Origin of the sequence: Streptomyces purpurascens (genome assembly GCF_045040895.1) — a bacterium.
Classification (GTDB): Bacteria; Actinomycetota; Actinomycetes; order Streptomycetales; family Streptomycetaceae; genus Streptomyces; species Streptomyces purpurascens.
The window spans coordinates 4,583,139-4,603,392 of sequence record NZ_CP108341.1; the positions used below are offsets into that span (position 1 = coordinate 4,583,139).

The 20,254-nt window shown below is 70.4% G+C and carries 15 protein-coding genes and 1 riboswitch; of the genes, 7 read left to right on the forward strand and 8 right to left on the reverse strand.

Translation table 11 applies throughout. The features are described 5' to 3' along the window. The first annotated feature begins 50 nt into the window (after positions 1–50). Positions 51–953, forward strand: coding sequence for an LLM class flavin-dependent oxidoreductase (locus OHU35_RS20900; RefSeq protein WP_189727227.1), 903 nt, complete (start codon positions 51–53; stop codon positions 951–953). Positions 954–1,040: 87 nt separating this feature from the next. Then, the gene (locus OHU35_RS20905) at positions 1,041–1,928 is read left to right on the forward strand and encodes a Cof-type HAD-IIB family hydrolase (protein WP_405509289.1); all 888 of its coding nucleotides are present in this window, start codon (positions 1,041–1,043) and stop codon (positions 1,926–1,928) included. A 38-nt stretch (positions 1,929–1,966) separates the two neighbouring features. On the opposite strand, the gene OHU35_RS20910 is transcribed toward OHU35_RS20905, so the two are convergent. The 4 genes from OHU35_RS20910 to OHU35_RS20925 all read right to left on the reverse strand — a co-directional run bounded on the left by OHU35_RS20910 (position 1,967) and on the right by OHU35_RS20925 (position 9,175). Further along, entirely contained in the window at positions 1,967–3,019 is a 1,053-nt protein-coding gene (locus OHU35_RS20910) for a M23 family metallopeptidase (RefSeq protein WP_189727226.1), read from the reverse strand. A gap of 121 nt (positions 3,020–3,140) precedes the next feature. Beyond that, on the reverse strand, positions 3,141–6,629 hold the full coding sequence (cydD, locus tag OHU35_RS20915; RefSeq protein ID WP_405506334.1) for a thiol reductant ABC exporter subunit CydD: 3,489 nt from the start codon (positions 6,627–6,629) through the stop codon (positions 3,141–3,143). A 12-nt stretch (positions 6,630–6,641) separates the two neighbouring features. Next, positions 6,642–7,646, reverse strand: a complete 1,005-nt coding sequence (gene cydB, locus OHU35_RS20920) for a cytochrome d ubiquinol oxidase subunit II (protein WP_189727224.1) — start codon at positions 7,644–7,646, stop codon at positions 6,642–6,644. Between the two features lie 20 nt (positions 7,647–7,666). Beyond that, a complete protein-coding gene (locus OHU35_RS20925; protein ID WP_189727223.1) occupies positions 7,667–9,175 on the reverse strand; it encodes a cytochrome ubiquinol oxidase subunit I in 1,509 nt (502 codons plus the stop codon). 139 nt (positions 9,176–9,314) lie between these two features. Here OHU35_RS20925 and OHU35_RS20930 point away from each other — a divergent pair, with 139 nt between their 5' ends. Continuing rightward, on the forward strand, positions 9,315–9,701 hold the full coding sequence (locus tag OHU35_RS20930; RefSeq protein ID WP_405506337.1) for a cyclophilin-like fold protein: 387 nt from the start codon (positions 9,315–9,317) through the stop codon (positions 9,699–9,701). Positions 9,702–9,724: 23 nt separating this feature from the next. Here OHU35_RS20930 and hisC read toward each other — a convergent pair whose 3' ends face one another. Further along, positions 9,725–10,804, reverse strand: a complete 1,080-nt coding sequence (gene hisC / locus OHU35_RS20935; protein WP_405506339.1) for a histidinol-phosphate transaminase — start codon at positions 10,802–10,804, stop codon at positions 9,725–9,727. A 431-nt stretch (positions 10,805–11,235) separates the two neighbouring features. Here hisC and OHU35_RS20940 point away from each other — a divergent pair, with 431 nt between their 5' ends. The 3 genes from OHU35_RS20940 to OHU35_RS20950 all read left to right on the forward strand — a co-directional run bounded on the left by OHU35_RS20940 (position 11,236) and on the right by OHU35_RS20950 (position 14,800). After that, the gene (locus OHU35_RS20940) at positions 11,236–12,348 is read left to right on the forward strand and encodes a LacI family DNA-binding transcriptional regulator (RefSeq protein WP_189727221.1); all 1,113 of its coding nucleotides are present in this window, start codon (positions 11,236–11,238) and stop codon (positions 12,346–12,348) included. A gap of 310 nt (positions 12,349–12,658) precedes the next feature. Continuing rightward, on the forward strand, positions 12,659–13,750 hold the full coding sequence (locus OHU35_RS20945; RefSeq protein WP_267943300.1) for a metallophosphoesterase family protein: 1,092 nt from the start codon (positions 12,659–12,661) through the stop codon (positions 13,748–13,750). Between the two features lie 183 nt (positions 13,751–13,933). Then, positions 13,934–14,800, forward strand: a complete 867-nt coding sequence (locus OHU35_RS20950; RefSeq protein WP_359891303.1) for a hypothetical protein — start codon at positions 13,934–13,936, stop codon at positions 14,798–14,800. An 81-nt stretch (positions 14,801–14,881) separates the two neighbouring features. On the opposite strand, the gene thiC is transcribed toward OHU35_RS20950, so the two are convergent. Next, positions 14,882–16,666, reverse strand: coding sequence for a phosphomethylpyrimidine synthase ThiC (gene thiC / locus OHU35_RS20955; RefSeq protein ID WP_405506342.1), 1,785 nt, complete (start codon positions 16,664–16,666; stop codon positions 14,882–14,884). Continuing rightward, positions 16,659–16,848: riboswitch (TPP riboswitch) on the reverse strand. It overlaps the preceding gene by 8 nt. A gap of 72 nt (positions 16,849–16,920) precedes the next feature. On the opposite strand from thiC, the gene OHU35_RS20960 reads away from it, so the two are divergent. After that, complete coding sequence (locus tag OHU35_RS20960; RefSeq protein ID WP_405506344.1) at positions 16,921–18,558, forward strand: YibE/F family protein; 1,638 nt, start codon at positions 16,921–16,923, stop codon at positions 18,556–18,558. A 191-nt stretch (positions 18,559–18,749) separates the two neighbouring features. Here OHU35_RS20960 and OHU35_RS20965 read toward each other — a convergent pair whose 3' ends face one another. Further along, on the reverse strand, positions 18,750–19,184 hold the full coding sequence (locus OHU35_RS20965; RefSeq protein ID WP_184593809.1) for an SsgA family sporulation/cell division regulator: 435 nt from the start codon (positions 19,182–19,184) through the stop codon (positions 18,750–18,752). A 98-nt stretch (positions 19,185–19,282) separates the two neighbouring features. Beyond that, complete coding sequence (locus tag OHU35_RS20970) at positions 19,283–20,017, reverse strand: IclR family transcriptional regulator (protein ID WP_268249378.1); 735 nt, start codon at positions 20,015–20,017, stop codon at positions 19,283–19,285. Between the last annotated feature and the right edge of the window lie 237 nt (positions 20,018–20,254).

Sequence of the window (20,254 nt, forward strand, 5' to 3'; positions counted from 1 at the left end):
GTTTCACGTGAAACACGGGCCACCCGCAGGGCTCCTTTAGGCTCCTTGCCATGAGTCTGCATCTGAGCACCGTGATCCTCCCGTACCGCCGCTGGAACGAAGGCGGCCGTACGACCTGGACGCGCGCCGAGCAGCTCGGCTTCCGCACCGCGTACACCTACGACCATCTGTCCTGGCGCAGCTTCCGGGACGGCCCGTGGTTCGGTGCCGTGCCGACCCTCACCGCCGCCGCGGGGGTCACCGAGCGGCTTCGGCTCGGCACGCTGGTGACCTCGCCGAACTTCCGGCACCCGGTGACCCTCGCCAAGGAGCTGATCTCCCTGGACGACATCTCCGGCGGGCGGGTCACGCTGGGCATCGGCGCGGGCGGCTCCGGTTTCGACGCCACCGCGCTCGGCCAGGATCCGTGGACCCCGCGCGAGCGCGCCGACCGGTTCGCCGAGTTCGTCCCGCTGCTCGACCGGCTGCTCAGCGAGGACGCGGTGTCGTACGAGGGCGACTTCTACTCGGCTCACGAAGCGCGGAACATCCCCGGCTGTGTGCAGCGCCCCAGGCTGCCCTTCGCGGTCGCCGCGACCGGCCCGCGCGGGATGCGGCTCGCCGCCCGGCACGGCCAGGCGTGGGTGACCACCGGCGACCCCAAGCTGTACGAGAACGGCACCCCTGAGCAGTCGATCCAGGCCCTGCGCGGGCAGGCCGAGAAGCTGGCCGACACCTGCGCCGAGGTCGGCCGGGACATGACCGGCCTCGACCGGGTCCTGCTCACCGGGTTCACGCCGGACCGCACCGGACCGCTCCAGTCGCTGGACGCCTTCGTCGACTTCGCCGGCCAGCACGCGGAACTGGGCTTCACGGAGCTCGTGATCCACTGGCCCATCCCGGACTCGCCCTTCGCGGCGGACGAGAAGGTCTTCGAGCAGATCGCCATGGAGGCGCCGGCCCAGCTGCGCTGAGCCCCCCGGGGGCGGCTTCCTCGGGAAAGCCCTGGTGAGAGCGGCATTCACTCACATGTGCAGAGCCCCGCACGCCCGTGCGGGCATCTGCGGGACAATGACCCGGTGACCTCAGCGACCCGACAGCCCGATACCGCGGCCGAGACCCTCCCGCCGCGGCTGATCGCCACCGACCTCGACGGCACCCTGCTGCGCGACGACAAGTCGGTGTCCCCCCGCACGGTGGCCGCGCTGGCCGCCGCCGAGGAGGCGGGCATCGAGGTCTTCTTCGTCACCGGCCGCCCGGCCCGCTGGATGGACGTCGTCAGCGACCATGTGCACGGCCACGGACTGGCGATCTGCGGCAACGGCGCCGCCGTGGTCGACCTGCACGGCGGCCCCGGCGCCCACAAGTTCGTGAAGGTACGGGAGCTGGAGCGGGAGAACGCGCTGGACGCCGTACGGCTACTGCGCGACGCGGCGCCGGGCACGGTGTACGCGGTGGAGCAGACCTACGGCTTCTACCAGGAGCCGGCGTACCCGAAGCTGCACATGGAGATCCCCCACAGTCTCGCCCCGGCGGAGGAACTCCTGGGCCCGGACCACCGGGCGGCCGGGGAGCCGGTGCTGAAGATCCTGGCCTACCACCCGGAGATCGACCCCGACGCCTTCCTGACCCTGGCCCGGCTCTCGATCGGCGACCGCGCCAATGTGACCCGTTCCAGCCCCAGCGCCCTGCTCGAGATCAGCGGCCCCGGGGTGTCCAAGGCCAGCACGCTCGCCCTGTGCTGCGCCGAGCGCGGTATCTCGCACGAGGAGGTCGTCGCCTTCGGCGACATGCCGAACGACGTCGAGATGCTGACCTGGGCCGGCCGGTCGTACGCGATGGGCAACGCCCACCCGGACGTGATCGCCGCGGCCTCGGGACGGACGGTCGCGAACAACGAGGACGGGGTCGCCGTCGTGATCGAGCAGTTGGTGGCCGAGCGGGTGTAGGTGTCGCCCGCTCTTTCAGAAGCGGTCGAGCCGCTCCGTCAGAGCGCCACCCCGCGCGCCTCCAGCCATGACACCGGGTTCACCGCCGAGCCCATCTCCGGTGTGACCCGGGTCTCGAAGTGCAGGTGCGGGCCGGTGGAGTTGCCCGTGGTGCCCGACTGACCGATCCACTGGCCGGGGCTGACGTCCTCCCCCTGGTCGACCGCGACGGAAGCGAGATGGGCGTACTGCGTGTAGTAGCCGCCCGCGTGCTTCAGCACGATCTCGATGCCGAAGGGGCCGCCGCAGGACACCCTCACCACCCGGCCCGTGCCCACGGACCGCACCGGCGTGCCGATCGGCACCGCGAAGTCCTGCCCGGTGTGCCGGCTCGACCACCGCGCCCCGCCGCTGCCGTAGGACGCGGACAGCTCGTACGTCTCCACAGGCGCGACCCACGCACTCGTGAACCCGGTCTCCGGCTGGTCGAGCCGGACGGCCCCACGGCACGCCCCGGCGGCGACCGAGGCGTCCGCCTGCCCCTGGAGCTGCGAGCGGGCGGCTTCGAGCTTCTGCTCGATGTCTGCCTTGAGACCGGCGAGTTGGGTGTTCCGCTTCTCCAGCGCCTGCCACTCGGCGGCGGCCCTGGCCTCGTCAGCGGTGAGCCGTGCCTCGGCCCGACGGCTCTTGGAGATCGCGTTGTTCACGGCGAGGTTCGTCTGTGAGAAGGCGTGCTGACCTCGCATCAGGTCGTCGGGGCTGTCGGCGAGGATCATCTGCGCGGCCACGGGCAGACCACCGCTGCTCCGGTACTGGGCACGGGCGATCCGGCCCAGGTCCTCGTTCAGGCCCGCGATGTGCCGCCGCTGAATGTCCAGGAGTGCCTCCGCCCGCTGGGCTTTGGCCCGCTGCTCATCGGCCTCCTTGCGACCGGCCTCGTACTGCTGCGTCGCCACCGCGGCGTCCTCGTACAGCCGCGCCACCTCGGCGCTGATGCCCGTGTCCCCGCCGCCCCCGGGCTCCTTGTCCGCCGCCGTCGGCCGGGCCGCGAGGGCCGCCAGCGCGCACAGCAGGGCTGGAACGAGCAGACGATAGCGGCGATATGAGCGCATGTCAGTGATCCTCGCCCAGCCCTGCGGGCCCGGTCCTGTTCACGTCGTACGGCTGGGGGACCGGCTGCTCCGAATGGATCAGTGCGCGCGGACCCGACCCGGTGTGGGGTGCTCCCGGCCGCTACCGCGCTCCCGCCAGTTCCTCCGACGCCGCCTCCCGCTCCGCCATCTCCCGCAACGGCCCGGCCACCGTCACCAGCTCCGGGTACGACCCGCGCTGCACCACCCGTCCCTGATCCAGCACGAGCACCTCGTCGACCGCCTCCAGGCCCGCCAGCCGATGCGTGATGAGCAATGTCGTACGGCCCTCGGTGGCGGCCAGCAGATCCGCGGTGAGCGCGTCCGCCGTCGGCAGGTCGAGGTGCTCGGCGGGCTCGTCGAGCACCAGGACGGGGAAGTCGGCGAGCAGCGCGCGGGCCAGCGCCAGCCGCTGCCGCTGCCCTCCGGACAGCCGCGCCCCGTGCTCGCCGACGAGCGTGTCGAGCCCGTCGGGCAGACCCTCGGCCCAGTCCAGCAGCCGGGCCCGGCCCAGCGCGGCACGCAGCTCGTCCTCGGTAGCGTCCTTCTTGGCGAGCAGCAGGTTCTCGCGCAGCGAGCTGTCGAAGAGGTGCGCGTCCTGCGCGCACAGCCCGACGAGCTTCCGTACGTCGTCACTGTGCAGCGCGTACGCGTCCACGCCCGCCAGCGTGTACGCACCCGCCCGCGCGTCCAGGAACCGCAGCAGCAGCTGCGCCAGCGTCGTCTTGCCGGAGCCGGACGGTCCGACCACGGCGACCCTGCGGCCCTCCTCGAGGGTCAGGTCGAGCCCGGCGAGCGCGTCCCGGTCCTGCCCCTCGTACCGCGCGGTCAGCCCCTTGACGGCGACCGGGAACGGCGACGCGGGCGCCTGCCGGGGCCGCACCGGCTCCCCCACGGGCTCCGGGGCGTCCAGCACCTCGTACACCCGCTCGGCGCTCCGGCGCACCCGCTGCCGGTACTGCACGGCGAGCGGCAGCCCGAGCACGGCCTCGAAGGAGGCCAGCGGGGTGAGGACGACGACGGCCATGGTCACGCCGTCCAGCCGCCCGGCCGCGACCGCCTGAGCGCCGGCCAGGGCGGCGGCCGTGACGGTCAGGCCGGAGATCAGCGCGGTGAGCCCGTCGCCGAGGGCCGTGGCGGTGGCGGCGCGCGAGGCGATCCGGGTGAGCGCCCCGTCGGCCTCGCGGGCCTCGGCGCTCCGCGCGGGCAGGGCACCGGCGACGGTCAGCTCCGCGGTGCCGGTGAGCAGATCGGCCACCCGTGTCGCCAGTACGCCGCGGGCGGGAGCAAGCCGGTGCTCCGCCCGCCGCGCCACGGCACCCGTGATCAGCGGCACACCCACGCCCGCCGCCAGCAGCCCGGCCGCGAGCACAGCCCCGGCCTCGGGCAGCAGCCACGCCGTGAAGCCGACGGACGCGCCCGACACGACGACGGCCGCCCCGGCCGGCAGCAGCCACCGCAGCCAGTAGTCCTGCAGCGCGTCCACGTCCGCGACGAGCCGGGAGAGGAGATCACCGCGGCGGGTCCGGCGCAGCCCGGCGGGCGCCAGCCGCTCCAGCCTGCGGAACACCGCGACCCTGGTGTCCGCCAGCATCCGCAGCACGGCGTCGTGCGAGACCAGCCGCTCGGCGTACCGGAACACGGCCCGCCCGATCCCGAAGGCCCGCGTCGCCGTCACGGCCATCATCAGATAGAGCACCGGCGGCTGCTGCGAGGCCCGCGAGATCAGCCACCCGGAGGTGGCCATGAGCCCCACGGCGCTCCCGAGCGCGAGACTGCCGAGCAGCAGCGCGAGTCCCAGCCGCCCGCGCCGGGCGCCGGACATGGCGCGAACGCGCCTGAGGACACCGCCCGAAGCGGCTTCCCCGTCGGGCTCGGCCGGATCGACCGGGACGGGCAGCTCGCCCTCGACGGAACCCCGCTTGTGTACCGAGGCCCGCGCGACCGGCACAGCGGTCGTCTCGGGCTCCGCCAGGCGCACCACCCGGTCCGCCACCCCCAGCAACGCCGGCCGGTGCACCACCAGCAGCACCGTCCGCCCGGCCGCCAGCCGCCGTACCGCGGCCACGACCTCGGCCTCGGTGGCCCCGTCCAGCGCGGCCGTCGGCTCGTCGAGCAGCAGCACCGGCCGGTCCGCGAGAAACGCCCGGGCCAGCGCGAGCCGCTGTCGCTGCCCGGCCGACAGCCCGGCCCCGTCCTCGCCGAGCACGGTCTCCGCGCCCTCCGGCAGGGCGTCCACGAACTCCAGCGCCCCGGCGTCCCGCAGCGCCCGCCGTACGGCGTCGTCGTCGGCGTCGGGCCGCGCCAGCCGTACATTCTCGGCGATCGTCCCGGCGTACAGATGCGGCCGCTGCGGCACCCACGCGATCCGGGAGCGCCACTGCTCCAGGTCGGCATCGGCCAGGTCGACTCCCCCGGCCCGCACCCGCCCCTCGGCCGGCCGCACGAAGCCCAGCAGCACACTGAGCAGCGTCGACTTTCCGGCCCCGCTCGGTCCGACGAGCGCGACCGTCTCCCCGGGCTCGACGGTGAAGGACACGTCCGCCACGGCGTCCGCCGAGCGCCCCGGGTACCGGACCGTCACTCCCTCGAACGCCAGCGCACCCGCGGGCACGGCCTCGGACCCGGACGCCGTAACGGGCGTCTCCAGGACCTCGAAGATCTCCTCGGCCGCGGCGAGCCCCTCCGCCGCCGCGTGGTACTGCGCCCCGACCTGCCGCAACGGCAGATACGCCTCCGGTGCCAGGATCAGGATGACCAGGCCGATGTACAGGTCCATCTCGCCGTGCACCAGCCGCATGCCGATCGTCACGGCGACCAGCGCCACCGAGATCGTCGCGAGCAGCTCCAGCGCGAAGGAGGAGATGAAGGCGATCCGCAGCGTCCGCATGGTCGCCCGCCGGTACTCGCCGGTGATCCGCCGGATCGACTCGGCCTGCGCCTTGGCACGGCCGAAGACCTTCAGCGTCGGCAGCCCCGCGACGACGTCCAGGAAATGCCCGGACAGCCGGGACAGCAGCCGCCACTGACGGTCCATCCGGGACTGGGTGGCCCAGCCGATCAGGACCATGAAAACCGGGATGAGCGGCAGGGTGCCCACGATGATGGCCGCGGAGACCCAGTCCTCGGTGACGACCCGCGCCAGGACCGCCACCGGCACGACCACCGCGAGACCCAACTGCGGCAGATACCGCGAGAAGTAGTCGTCGAGGGCGTCGACGCCCCGGGTGGCCAGGGCGACCAGCGAACCGGTCCGCTGCCCGCTCAGCCATCCGGGCCCCAACCGCACGGAACGCTCCAGCAGCCGCCCTCGCAGCTCGGACTTCACCGCCGCGCTCGCCCGGTGCGCGGCGAGCTCGGTGAGCCAGCCGACCAGCGCCCGGCCGGCCGCGACGGCGGCCAACAGCAGCAGGGGAGTGCCGAGTTCTGCCACAGCCATGCGGTGCTGGAAGGCGCCGACCACCACCTCGGCGATGAGCATCGCCTGCGCGATGACCAACCCCGCCCCGACGGCACCCAGGGCGACGACCGCCCCCAGGAAGACCCGGGTGGCACGGGCGTACCGGAGCAGACGCGGATCGATTGGTTTCACGTGAAACACACCTCAGTGCGCGGTCTCGGCGATGTGCTGCGTACCGATCCGCTTGCGGAACACCCAGTACGTCCAGCCCTGGTAGAGCAGGACGATCGGGGTGGCGATTCCGGCACACCAGGTCATGATCTTCAGGGTGTACGGGCTGGACGAGGCGTTGGTGACCGTCAGGCTCCACTCCGGGTTCAGCGTCGACGGCATGACGTTCGGGAACAGCGTCAGGAAGAGCATCGCCACCGTGGCCACGATGGTGAGCCCCGACAGGGCGAACGCCCAGCCCTCACGCCCGGCCCGTGCCGCGACCAGCGCCACGAGAAGGGAGGCGACGGCCACGACCACCGCGACGAGCGACGCCCCGTCGCCCCGGTCGGCCTGGGTCCACAGCAGGAAGGCGAGGGCCAGCAGGGCGGTCACCAGCCCGACGCGCAGCGCCAGCGTCCGTGCCCGTTCCCGGATCTCCCCGACGGTCTTGAGGCCGACGAACACCGTCCCGTGGAAGGTGAACAGTGCCAGCGTGAGCAGACCGCCCAGCAGCGCATACGGGTTGAGCAGATCCAGGACGTTGCCGGCGTAGTTGAAGTCCTGGTCGATCTTCACGCCCCGCACGATGTTGCCGAAGGCCACACCCCACAGGAACGCGGGGAGCAGCGAGGTCCAGAAGATCGCCGTCTCCCAGTTGCGCTGCCAGCTCTCCTCGGGCCGCTTGACGCGGTACTCGAAGGCCACACCCCGGACGATCAGGCAGACCAGGATGAGCAGCAGGGGCAGGTAGAAACCGGAGAAGAGCGTCGCGTACCACTCGGGGAAGGCGGCGAAGGTGGCACCGCCCGCCGAGAGCAGCCAGACCTCGTTGCCGTCCCAGACGGGTCCGATGGTGTTGATCAGCACCCGCTTCTCGGGCCGGTTGCGGGCGAGCAGCTTCGTGAGCACACCGACCCCGAAGTCGAAGCCCTCCAGGAAGAAGTAGCCGGTCCACAGGACGGCGATCAGGACGAACCAGACGTCGTGCAGTTCCATGACTGTGCAGCTCCCTCGGCCTAGTACGAGAAGGCCATCGGCTTGTCGGCGTCACGGGAGTCGCCGCCGATCTTCGTGGGCGGGTTGAGGTCGGCCTCGGTGAGCTCGGGCGGGCCCGCCTTGACGTACTTGACCAGCAGCTTGACCTCGACGACGGCGAGGATGGCGTACAGCGTGGTGAAGACGACCATCGAGGTGATGACCTCGGCCTGGGAGACACCGGGGGAGACCGCGTCACGCGTCTGGAACAGGCCGTAGACGACCCACGGCTGGCGGCCCATCTCGGTGAAGATCCAGCCCCAGGAGCTGGCGATCAGCGGGAAGCCCAGGGTGAGGATCGCCATGCGCCAGTACCACTTGGTGAGGGTCGGGCCGAGCGCCTTCTTCGGCAGGAGCACGAGATGCGGCACCTCGTCCTCGCCCACCCTCAGATGCTGTGGCAGCAGGAACTTCTTCCGGGTCAGCCACAGCCCGGCCAGGCCGATGGCGAACGACGTCATACCGAAGCCGATCATCCAGCGGAAGCCCCAGTAGGCGACCGGGATGTTGGGCCGGTAGTCGCCGGGGCCGTACTTCTCCTGCTCGGCCTTGTTGACGTCGTTGATGCCGGGGACGTACGAGGTGAAGTCGTCCTTGGCGAGGAAGGACAGCAGGCCGGGGATCTCGATGGCGACCTTGTTGTGCCCCTTGTCGACGTCACCGACGGCGAAGATCGAGAAGGGCGCGGGCTTCTCGCCGTCCCACAGCGCCTCGGCCGCGGCCATCTTCATCGGCTGCTGCTCGTACATGATCTTGCCGAGGACATCGCCGCTGATCGCGGTGAGCATGCCGCCGATGACGACGGTGACCAGGCCCAGCCGCAGCGAGGTCTTCATCACGGGGACGTGCTTCCCCCGGACCAGGTGGAAGGCGGCGATGCCGACCATGAAGGCGCCACCGGTCAGGAAGGCCGCGGTGAGCGTGTGGAAGACCTGGGCGAGCGCGGTGTTCTGGGTCAGCACCAGCCAGAAGTCGGTGAGCTCGGCGCGCCCCTTCGCCTCGTTGATCCGGTAGCCGACCGGGTGCTGCATCCAGGAGTTGGCCGCGAGGATGAAGTACGCCGACAGGATCGTGCCGATCGAGACCATCCAGATGCACGCCAGGTGGATCTTCTTGGGCAGCTTGTCCCAGCCGAAGATCCACAGGCCGATGAAGGTGGACTCGAAGAAGAAGGCGATCAGTGCCTCGAAGGCGAGTGGCGCGCCGAAGACGTCACCGACGAAGCGTGAGTAGTCGGACCAGTTCATGCCGAACTGGAACTCCTGCACGATGCCGGTGACCACGCCCATCGCGATGTTGATCAGGAAGAGCTTGCCCCAGAACTTCGTCGCCCGGAGGTACTTCTCCTTCTCCGTCCGCACCCAGGCGGTCTGCAGTCCGGCCGTGAGGGCGGCCAGCGAGATCGTCAGGGGGACGAACAGAAAGTGATAGACGGTGGTGATGCCGAACTGCCATCGCGCCAGGGTCTCCGGCGCCAGAGCCAGATCCACGTCGCCGCTCCTTACCTACGCTTGTGAAAGCGTTCACATTCACAAGCCATTATGCAGCACGGACTTTCGAGCCCCAAAGGGGGCCCCTGTCACGGTCGACCCCTTGGCGCGAACTTCAACATATTGTTGAATCTGCGGCATGCAGACACCGCTACAGATACGGATCTCCTGGCCCGCGGGGCACCTCACCGCAACCCTCGACGACACCCCGACCACCCAGGCCCTCGCCCAGGCACTGCCCCTCGTCTCCACCGCCCGCACCTGGGGCGAGGAGGTGTACTTCGACACAGGAGTGTCTGTTTCACGTGAAACAGACGCCCGGCAGATCGTAGAACCGGGCACGGTCACCTTCTGGACCGACGGCGACGCCCTCGCCCTCCCCTACGGGCCCACGCCGATCTCACAGGGCGAGGAGTGCCGCCTCGCCAGCCCGTGCAACGTCCTGGGCCGCGTCGACGGCGACCCCGGCCTGCTCGCGACCGTGCGGGGCGGCGACCCCGTGCGCGTGGAACTCGTAGACGCCTGACCCAGGGCCCGGCTCGCGGAGCACTACAGCTCCTTGCGGAACCCTTCCGCCACCTTCAGGAAGATGTCGTTCGCCTCGGTCTCCCCGACCGTGACCCGCACACCCTCGCCCGGGAACGGCCGGATCGCCACGCCCGCCTGCTCACACGCCTGAGCGAACGCGACCGTGCGCTCCCCCAGCCGCAGCCACACGAAGTTGGCCTGGGTCTCGGGCACCGTCCAACCCTGGGCGCGCAGCCCGTCGACCACGCGCGCACGCTCACACACCAGCGAACCGACCCGGCCGAACAGTTCGTCCTCGGCACGCATCGAGGCGATCGCCGCCTCCTGCGCGAGCTGGCTCACCCCGAACGGCACCGCCGTCTTGCGCAGCGCCGCCGCCACCGGCTCGTGGGCGATGGCGAACCCGACGCGCAGACCGGCCAGGCCGTACGCCTTGGAGAAGGTCCGCAGGACGCAGACATTGGGCCGGTCGCGGTAGAGCTCGACACCGTCCGGCACCTCGGGGTCGCGGATGAACTCGCGGTAGGCCTCGTCGAGCACCACCAGCACATCTCCCGGCACCCGGTCGAGGAAGCGCTCCAGCTCCGCCCGCCGCACGACCGTGCCGGTCGGGTTGTTGGGGTTGCAGACGAAGATCAGCCGGGTTCGGTCGGTGATCGCGTCGGCCATCGCGTCGAGATCGTGCACGTCACCGGAGGTCAGCGGTACCTGGACCGACCGGGCGCCGCTGATCTGCGTGATGATCGGGTACGCCTCGAAGGACCGCCAGGCGTAGATCACCTCGTCGCCGGGGCCGGAGGTGGCCTGGATCAGCTGCTGGGCGACACCGACCGACCCGGTGCCGGTGGCCAGGTGGGAGAGGGGCACGCCGAACCGCTCGGACAGCTCGTTCATCAGCGCCGTACAGGCCATGTCCGGGTAGCGGTTGAAGTTGCCGGCCGCCGCCGTCACGGTCTCCATCACGCCCGGCAGCGGCGGGTACGGGTTCTCGTTGGAGGACAGCTTGTAGGCCACCGGCCCGCCTGCCGCAGCGGGCTTGCCCGGCTTGTAGGTGGGGATTCCCTCCAGCTCGCCGCGCAGCTTGGGGCTCGTCTCGCTCACCGCAGTCCTCCTCGCGAAGACCGGCGGCCCATGACCGCCGCCGACATCCAATACTCCTCACCTTATGAGGATTCGGCGCCGCTGCGTACACCCACGGCGGAGCGGTGAACGCCGGACTCCCACGTCTCACCGGCATCAGGGGCATCGCCGCACGAAGGCGTACGAATCCGGGGGCGCGCCGTACATATATCTACGCGCCGGTGGTGTACGCCGTGGCGCGCATCCCCCGTGCAGGTGAGTTGAGACCTCTTCGCAACCTCGCCCCCTTGGCAGGCTCGTGCGGGCCGACAAGTCACGTACTGGCATGGGAGCGCTTAACTCCCTTGGTTTCCCAAGTAATTGGGGGTAAATGATCATGCAGAAACGTGCCTGTCAACGTGTGCATATGCGTCCGCACTACCCCACCGCATGAGCCCTACTATCGGCTCGCCATGACAGCAGCAGGGAAGCACCAGGTGAGCCGCGCGGAAACCTCACGTCGAGGCAATCGGCCGGGTCGGGCGGGTATCAGAGACGTGGCCGCCGCCGCCGGAGTCTCCATCACGACCGTCTCCGACGCCCTCAACGGCAAGGGCAGGCTCCCGGACGCCACCCGGCGCCATGTCCGCGAGGTGGCCGACCGGCTGGGCTACCGGCCCTCGGCCGCCGCCCGGACACTCCGTACCGGCAAGTCGGGACTCATCGGCCTGACCGTGACGACGTATGGGGATGAACCTTTCACCTTCACGGAGTTCGCGTACTTCGCCGAGATGGCTCGCGCCGCCACCTCCGCCGCGCTCGCCCGCGGCTACGCCCTCGTCATCCTGCCCGCGACCTCCCGCCACGACGTGTGGTCGAACGTCGCCCTGGACGGCACGGTGGTCATCGACCCCTCCGACCAGGACCCGGTCGTCAGCGAACTCGTCCGGCAGGGTCTGCCGGTCGTCTCCGACGGCCGCCCGGCCGGCTCGCTGCCGGTCACGGCCTGGGTCGACAACGACCACGAGGCCGCCGTCCTCGGCATCCTCGACCACCTGGCCGCCGCCGGCGCCCGCCGCATCGGCCTGCTGACCGGCACGACGACGGACACGTACACCCATCTGTCGACCACCGCGTACCTGCGCTGGTGCGAGCGCGTCGGCCAGGATCCGGTGTACGAGGCCTATCCGGCGCACGATCCGTGCGCGGGCGCCGTCGCCGCCGACCGGCTCCTCGCCCGCCCCGACCGGCCCGACGCGGTCTACGGGCTGTTCGACCCGAACGGCACCGACCTGCTCGCCGCCGCCCGCCGCTACGGCCTGCGCGTACCGGACGACCTGCTGCTGGTCTGCTGCAGCGAGTCCACCGTGTACGCCAACACCGAGCCCCCCGTCACCACGCTCTCCCTGAAGCCGCGCCGCATCGGCACGGCGGTGGTGCAGCTCCTGATCGACGCCATCGAGGGAGTGGAATCCGACCGCCCGGTGGAGCAGGTGATACCGACGGAGCTGATCGTGCGCACGTCGTCCCAGCGACGCCCGCCGCGCACGACGGTCAGCCCGCCGCGATCCCCCGAAGGGGCGTAGACCCGGTACCCGGGAACCCCCGGGTCCGGTACCTCGGACCCGGGGCGAGGGAAAAGTTCCGTCCCTGGGGAGAAACAGGGCCGGTCCCCCGGAGAGAAGGGATCGTTCTCGCGAAGAGAAGGAAAGCGAGGACGGTCACACGGTGGTCAAAGCCCGACCCAATCGGGGCGAAAGCCGCGGTGAACTGGACTCTTGCTCTGATTCACCACCCCTGGGTCATCACATGGCGCGATCGGCATTCCTATGATGGGCCCACGACACCGGCGGGCCGCTACGACCAGGCAGTCCGATGCGGTGCAGATGCGGCTTGATGGTGGAGGGGTCGATGACTCAGGGGGCCGGTCAGGGACCCGAGGTGGAGCGCACGGCGACGTTGCGCGACTTCCGGGTGCCCGCGTACGTCCACGAGACCGGTCCGTACGTCCAGAGCGCGAGCCCCGGCGAGGTCGCTCCGCCGCCCGAGGAGACCTATCCCGAGGGATACACGCCGACCCAGCGCGACCTTCCCGTGGTCAACCGGGGTGACACTGTCCAGGTGACCGTCGACCCGGAAACCGCCGCGGCCCCGCCCCCGAACACCGGACAGGGCCCGTTGTACGTCGTGGGCGACGTGCACGGCTATCTCGACCAGCTGGTGGCCGCTCTGCAGGAGAAGGGCCTCCTCGACGCCGACGGCCGCTGGTGCGCGGGCACCGCCCGGCTGTGGTTCCTCGGCGACTTCACCGACCGCGGCCCGGACGGCATCGGCGTCATCGACCTGGTGATGCGGCTGTCCGCCGAGGCCGCGGCGGCCGGCGGCTACTGCAAGGCGCTCATGGGCAACCACGAGCTGCTGCTGCTCGGCGCCAAGCGGTTCGGCGACACCCCCGTCAACTCCGGCGCGGGCACTGCCACCTTCCAGGCGGCCTGGCTGCTCAACGGCGGCCAGAAGACCGACATGGACCGCCTCCAGGACCACCACCTGCAGTGGATGGCCCGTCTCGACGCCGTCGAGGAGGTCGACGGCCATCTGCTCGTCCACTCCGACACCACCGCCTACCTCGACTACGGCCGCTCCATCGAAGAGGTCAACGACACCGTCCGCGAGACGATCACGCGCAACGACGCGGACGAGGTCTGGGACCTGTTCCGCAAGTTCACCAAGCGGTTCTCCTTCCGCGACGAGGGCGGCGCGGACGCCGTGCGCTCCCTGCTCGATACGTACGGGGGCACCCGCATCGTTCACGGGCACAGCCCGATTCCGTATCTGCTGGGCGAGGTCGGCTCCGAGGAGGACGAGGACAGCGGCGACCCGGTGATCGAGGGACCGCATGTCTACGCCGACGGACTCGCCATCGCGATGGACGGCGGCGTGACCATGGCCGGAAAGCTGCTGGTCCAGCAACTGCCGCTGGATACGTGAACGTTCACCGGGCAGGCGTTTCCCGTCACAGGACCGGACGGGTGAAGGGCCAATTTCGGTAAACCCCCTGTCACCGCCTACCTCCACGGCTCTACCATCGGCTTATCCGTAGCAGGCTCCCCTCCGTTTCTGCCCGACGGCTCGTCAGCATGCCGAGCCCCAAGCCCTACGGAGCATCGGGGGATGCACATGAACAGCGTTCCGCAGCACCTGCTGAGCGAGGACCGCCAGGAATACGAGCGGATCCTCGATGAGGTGCTGCGCTCCGCACCACACCGTCCGGAACTGACCGCTGTCGGACAGCGGCTGAACTCGGAACAACTGCGCACCATGGCGCTGAACGCCACCGCACTCATCACGGCAGCCGCGTCGACCGAATACCAGCACTACGTCAAGGTCCGTGAGGAACTGCGCCAGCCGGCGTCGTCCAGCCCGCCGGCCGTGCGCGAGTCCGGTTCTTCCGAGCCGGGCACGGGCCCGGCGGGGCTGGCCGCCGCCATGGGAGAGGTCGCCGAGACCGCCGGCGCGGGCGCCGTCGCCATCGTCGCCGTCCTCGCACCCGTCCTGGCCGGAACCGCCGCCGCGATCTTCCTGCTCGTCGGCTACATCCTGCAGATGCTCGACCCCCAGCAGGCGTTCGCCCGGACCATGCTCACCACGGGCTGGGTGTTCGGCGCCGTGACCGCGGTCGCGATCCTTGTCGCCGCGGTGGGACTGCTGCTCACCGCCCTGCGCAACAAGCCGACGGCCGAAGGCGGTCCGTACGGCGAACTGCAGGGGGAGGTGGCCCTGGCCAGGGACGCCTGGCACGAGGCCCTGCTGGAGCGGGGCATCCTGCCTTTCCTGCGAGAGGCACTCGTCAGCCCGGACGCGGCCGCCGCGCTGCACCACACCTCCTCGTCCACGCCGATCAGCCGCATCCCGCACCTCGGCTACGACCGCCCGGGTTTCACCAGCCCGGACGAAGGCCACCGCGGCTCACGGCCGAGCTACAGCAGCCCGGACTACACCAGCCCGGACTACGGCGGACCGGAACACCAGCCGGAGTAGCCGCGACCCGCAGGCCACGGGGCCAGGGGCCAGGGACCATGTGTCCCCAGCCCTCGGCCCTAACGCCTGTGTGCGGCCACATCAGTCCGCGATCGGCAGGTACACCCGGTTCCCGCTCGCCGCGAACTCCTTCGACTTCTGGGCCATGCCCTCCTCGATCTCGGTCCGTGTGCCGCCGTGTTCACGGCGGATGTCCTGCGAGATCTTCATGCTGCAGAACTTGGGACCGCACATCGAGCAGAAGTGAGCCGTCTTGGCGGGCCCGGCCGGCAGGGTCTCGTCGTGGAACTCCCGTGCCGTGTCCGGGTCGAGGGCCAGGTTGAACTGGTCCTCCCACCGGAACTCGAAGCGGGCGTCGGACAGCGCGTCGTCCCATTCCTGGGCACCCGGGTGTCCCTTGGCGATGTCGGCCGCGTGGGCGGCGATCTTGTAGGTGATCACGCCGGTCTTGACGTCGTCACGGTTCGGCAGGCCCAAGTGCTCCTTGGGTGTGACGTAACACAGCATGGCCGTGCCCCACCAGGCGATCATCGCGGCACCGATGCCGGAGGTGATGTGGTCGTACGCCGGCGCGACGTCCGTGGTCAGCGGGCCGAGCGTATAGAACGGAGCTTCATCGCAGATCTCCTGCTGAAGGTCGATGTTCTCCTTGATCTTGTGCATCGGGACGTGGCCCGGGCCTTCGATCATGGTCTGTACGTTGAAACGCTTCGCGATCCGGTTGAGTTCCCCGAGCGTGCGCAGTTCCGCGAACTGTGCCTCGTCGTTGGCGTCCGCGATGGAGCCGGGCCGCAGGCCGTCGCCGAGCGAGTACGTGACGTCGTACGCGGCGAGGATCTCGCAGAGCTCCTCGAAGTTCTCGTACAGGAACGACTCCCGGTGGTGCGCGAGGCACCAGGCGGCCATGATCGAGCCGCCGCGGGAGACGATGCCCGTCTTGCGGTTGGCCGTCAGCGGCACATAGGCCAGGCGCACGCCCGCGTGGACCGTCATGTAGTCCACGCCCTGCTCGGCCTGTTCGATGACCGTGTCCTTGTAGACCTCCCAGGTCAGATCCTCGGCCCGGCCGTCCACCTTCTCCAGGGCCTGGTAGAGCGGCACGGTGCCGATGGGGACGGGGGAGTTGCGCAGCACCCATTCACGGGTGGTGTGGATGTTGCGGCCGGTGGAGAGGTCCATGACCGTGTCGGCGCCCCAGCGGGTCGCCCAGGTCATCTTCTCGACCTCCTCCTCGATGGAGGACGTCACCGCCGAGTTGCCGATGTTGGCGTTGACCTTCACCAGGAACCTCTTGCCGATGATCATCGGCTCGATCTCCGGGTGGTTGACGTTGGCCGGCAGCACGGCCCGGCCCGCGGCGATCTCGTCGCGGACCACCTCGGGCGAGACGTTCTCCCGGATGGCCACGTACTCCATCTCGGGCGTGATCTCGCCGCGGCGGGCGTACGCGAGCTGCGTGACCGCCTCGCCGTCCCGGCTGCGGCGCGGCTGGCGCGGGCGGCCGGGGAAGACGGCGTCGAGGTTGCGGAGGCCGCCGCGGGGCGAGGTGTGCTTGATGCCGTCGTCCTCGGGGCGGACGGGGCGGCCCGCGTACTCCTCGGTGTCGCCGCGGGCAATGATCCAGTTCTCGCGCAGCGGCTGCAGGCCCCTGCGGACGTCGGTGTCGACGAGTGGATCGGTGTACGGGCCCGACGTGTCGTACAGCGTGACCGCCTGGCCGTTGGTGAGATGCACCTGACGAACCGGCACGCGCAGGTCGGGGCGGGTGCCCTCGACGTATGCCTTGTGCCAGCCGATGGACTTCCCGGCCTCCTCGGACTGTGCGTCCTGAACGGAGGCAGGCGTGCGTGCGTCCTTGTCGGTCATGAGACCTACTCCCTACGCCGGCATTACCCGGTAACAGGTTCGGCGGTCGACGCAGCGGTTTCCGTCCGCCGACGTTCCGTGTGAAACATCACTCGACTTCGGTGATGTTTCATGTGAAACATCGCTGGGACGGAGGTCAGCGCCCTCTCAGCCCGGTGCTCCGAGCTCCCGCGTGTACAAAAGGTGCCTCCACGCTAGCGGCAATCTTGGCGCGGTGAACAGAGGGCCCCCCTCGTTCTTGCGATGATCGGTCGGTGACCACGACGCAGCGTCCCCCTTACCCACCGCCCGAGCCGCCTCGCGGATCCGGCGTCGGCAACGGCCGGGGAGACGGCCACGATTTCGTCCCCCGGGCCGGGTATGAGCCCGGGGCGGGTTACGGGCCCGGGGCCGGGGCCGGTGGTGAGCGTGGTTCCGGCTCTGCCGGGGGATACGGGCCGGGCAACGGCCAGGGTGGCGGCTCGGCCGGTGGGCACGGTTCCGGCGACGGGCAGGGGCCGGGCTCCGGCGGCGGGCACGGTTCCGGAACCGGCGGAGGCGACGGCCACGGCCATGGCCCCGGTTCCGCGCCAGGCGGCGGACACGGGCACTCGCACAGTCACAGCCACGGTCCGGCCGCGCCCGTCTCCATGCATCTGCGCAAGATCATCGCGGCGATCCTGATCCCGTTCGGCGCGGCCGTGCTGGTCGGTCTCGCCGTGCTGTGGCCGGGCGGCGCCCCGTCGCACGAGCGCACCGGCGTCGGCTTCGACCGGCAGACCGAGCAGGCCTCGGTCACCAAGGTCGTGGAGATCAGCTGCAAGGAGGCCGGCGCCTCGGGAGTCCCGCCGACCGGCGACACCTCCACCGCCGAGGGCTCCTCGGCGGAGCAGCAGGAGAAGGGCTCCTGCAAGCGAGCGACGATCCGGGTCGACAGCGGCAAGGACAAGGGCCGCACCTTCACCGAGATCATCCAGCCGGACCAGTCCCGCCAGCTGCACGAGGGCCAGAAGGTCGTGGTCGCCTACGAGCCCTCCGCGCCGAAGGACCTGCAGTACTCGGTCACCGACATCAACCGCCGTCTGCCCATGGGCCTGCTGGCCGGCATCTTCGCGCTCGCCGTCGTGATCGTGGGGCGGCTGCGCGGGGTCATGGCCCTCGTCGCACTGGCCATCAGCTTCCTGGTGCTGAACTTCTTCATCCTGCCCGCGATCCTCCAGGGCTCGAACCCGCTGATCGTGGCGGTGGTGGGCGCGAGCGCCATCATGCTCATCGCCCTGTACATGTGTCACGGACTGTCCGCACGGACCTCCGTGGCAGTGCTCGGCACCCTCATCTCCCTGTTGCTGATCGGCGTCCTCGGCTCGGTGTTCATCGACTGGGCCGCGCTCACCGGCAACACGGACGACAACACCGGCCTGATCCACGGCCTCTACCCGACGATCGACATGAGCGGTCTGCTGCTCGCCGGCGTCATCATCGGTTCGCTCGGTGTGCTCGACGACGTGACGGTCACACAGACCTCGGCGGTCTGGGAGCTGCACGAGGCCAATCCGTCGATGGGCTGGCGCGGGCTCTACCGCGCGGGCATCCGGATCGGCCGCGACCACATCGCCTCGGTCGTCAACACGCTCGTCCTCGCCTACGCGGGTGCCGCCCTGCCGCTGCTGCTGCTGTTCTCCATCGCGCAGAGCGGTGTGGGGACGGTTGCCAACAGCGAGCTGGTCGCGGAGGAGATCGTGCGCACGCTGGTCGGTTCGATCGGCCTGGTCGCCTCGGTGCCGGTCACCACCGTTCTGGCCGCGCTCGTGGTCTCGGCCGACCGCAGCGGGGAAGAGCGCGCCGTGGAAGCCTCGGCGGTCCCGGTCCCGGTCCCGGCACGCGGGGGGAGGGGCCGACGGCGTAAGCGCTGACGGTTCGGATCCCGCGAGGCTGACGTCTCTGAGCCAAGACGCCTCTGAGCCTCGGGTATCCCGGGTACCTCGGGCGGTTCCGGCCGCTCTGGCGCCGAAAGCCGCCTGCCCCGCCGTACGACGAAGCGCTCCTTACGCGGCTCGGCGGCATCCGGTGAAGCGTTACTCCACCAGGCCGCCCGACGGGTGTCTCACCCGGCGCCCTGTTCCGCCAGGATGCGGTCCAGCGCCTCGTCGAGGTGGGCGTCGAAGTCGGCGAGCGAACCTTCCTGGCCCAGCGGCACCAGCTTGTCGGTGCGGTCGAGGAAGGCGACGAGCGGTGCCGTGGAGGACCGGAACAACGCCTGGTCGCTGCCGACCTGAAGCCGGATCAGCACCTCGCCCAGTGTGTCCGGTTCGACGGGAGTGACCCGCACATCACCCTCGCCGCACGGCCTGCCGACGCCGTCGATCAGCAACTCCCGGCCGAAAGCCCACGTCACCGGGGCGTCACCGGGCAGGTGGAACGTCAGCCGGACGGCATAGGGATCACTGGTCTCATAGCGCAGCTCCACCGGAATGCGGAAGGAGAGCTCCTCGGACACGAGGAAACTCATCATGACCTCTGCTTGTACGGACTCGCGCATCGCTAACCCCGTCATTCGCCGTGACTGGCCGGGAACGAACCTCTGACACTTGGTGGAATCTTGCTGAACGTACACAGCAGATCACAAGGAGTGAGTTTTCACATACTGATAGAGAGCGCCAGCGACCCGAGTCGCCGTCCGATCTCGCTCTGCAACTGCCGGGCAGCGGGCAGCAGCCGGTCCTCCTGGTGGGCGGGCAGGGAGATGGCCATCGTCGCGGCCGTGGCGCCGAGAGTGAGCGGGATCGCCGCGCAGACCGCGCCCAGTGCGTACTCCTGACGCTCGGTCACGGGTTCCATCCGCCGCATCCGCTCCAGACGCCGGAGCAGGCTGTGGTTGTCCCGCACCGTGTACGGAGTGAGGGGTTGCACCGGGTAGCGGTCGAGGTGGTCGCGGCGGGCCTCCCCGTCCAGTTGGGACAGCAGGCACTGCCCGATGGCGTGCGCGTGCCCGGTCTCCCGGAAGTCGGCCCACTCCTCGACCGCCGGGGTGCCCGGGGTCTGGGAGACGCACATGACCTCGATCTCGCCCTCGCGGTACGCCGCGTAGTAGACGGGGACGCCGAGCAGGTCTCGCCACTGCGCGAGCGTGTCGACCACCGTGCTGCGACGTTTCTGCCGCGCCCCGCTGCTGCTCAGCCGCTCGGCGGCCTCACCGAGGAAGAACAGGCCCTTGTCCCGGCGCAGATAGCCCTCGTGCACGAGGGTGCGCAGCAGGTGGTACGTCGTGGGCAGCGCAAGCCCGGTCTCGCGGGCCAGCTGCTTGGCGGGGGCGCCGTAGACGTGCCCGGCGACGGTTTCCAGCAGGCGCATGGCGCGCTGTACGGATCCGATGAGGGTCGCCGGAGGCGGGGGTTCGGCGGGAGGCGGTGATGTGAGGGGAGGCGGTGATGCGGAGGGTGCCGCAGAGCGCGGTTGCGCGGGAACGCTGCGCAGGTGGGCCGGTGCGGTGTCAGCCGGGGTCAAGGGTCACTCCCGAAGCGCGAGGGGCCAGCCCGTGCGGAGGAACACGGGTGGGGGTGTATGCCGCTCGCGGGGATGTCCCCGCGTCGAGCCGGACTCTATTCGTCT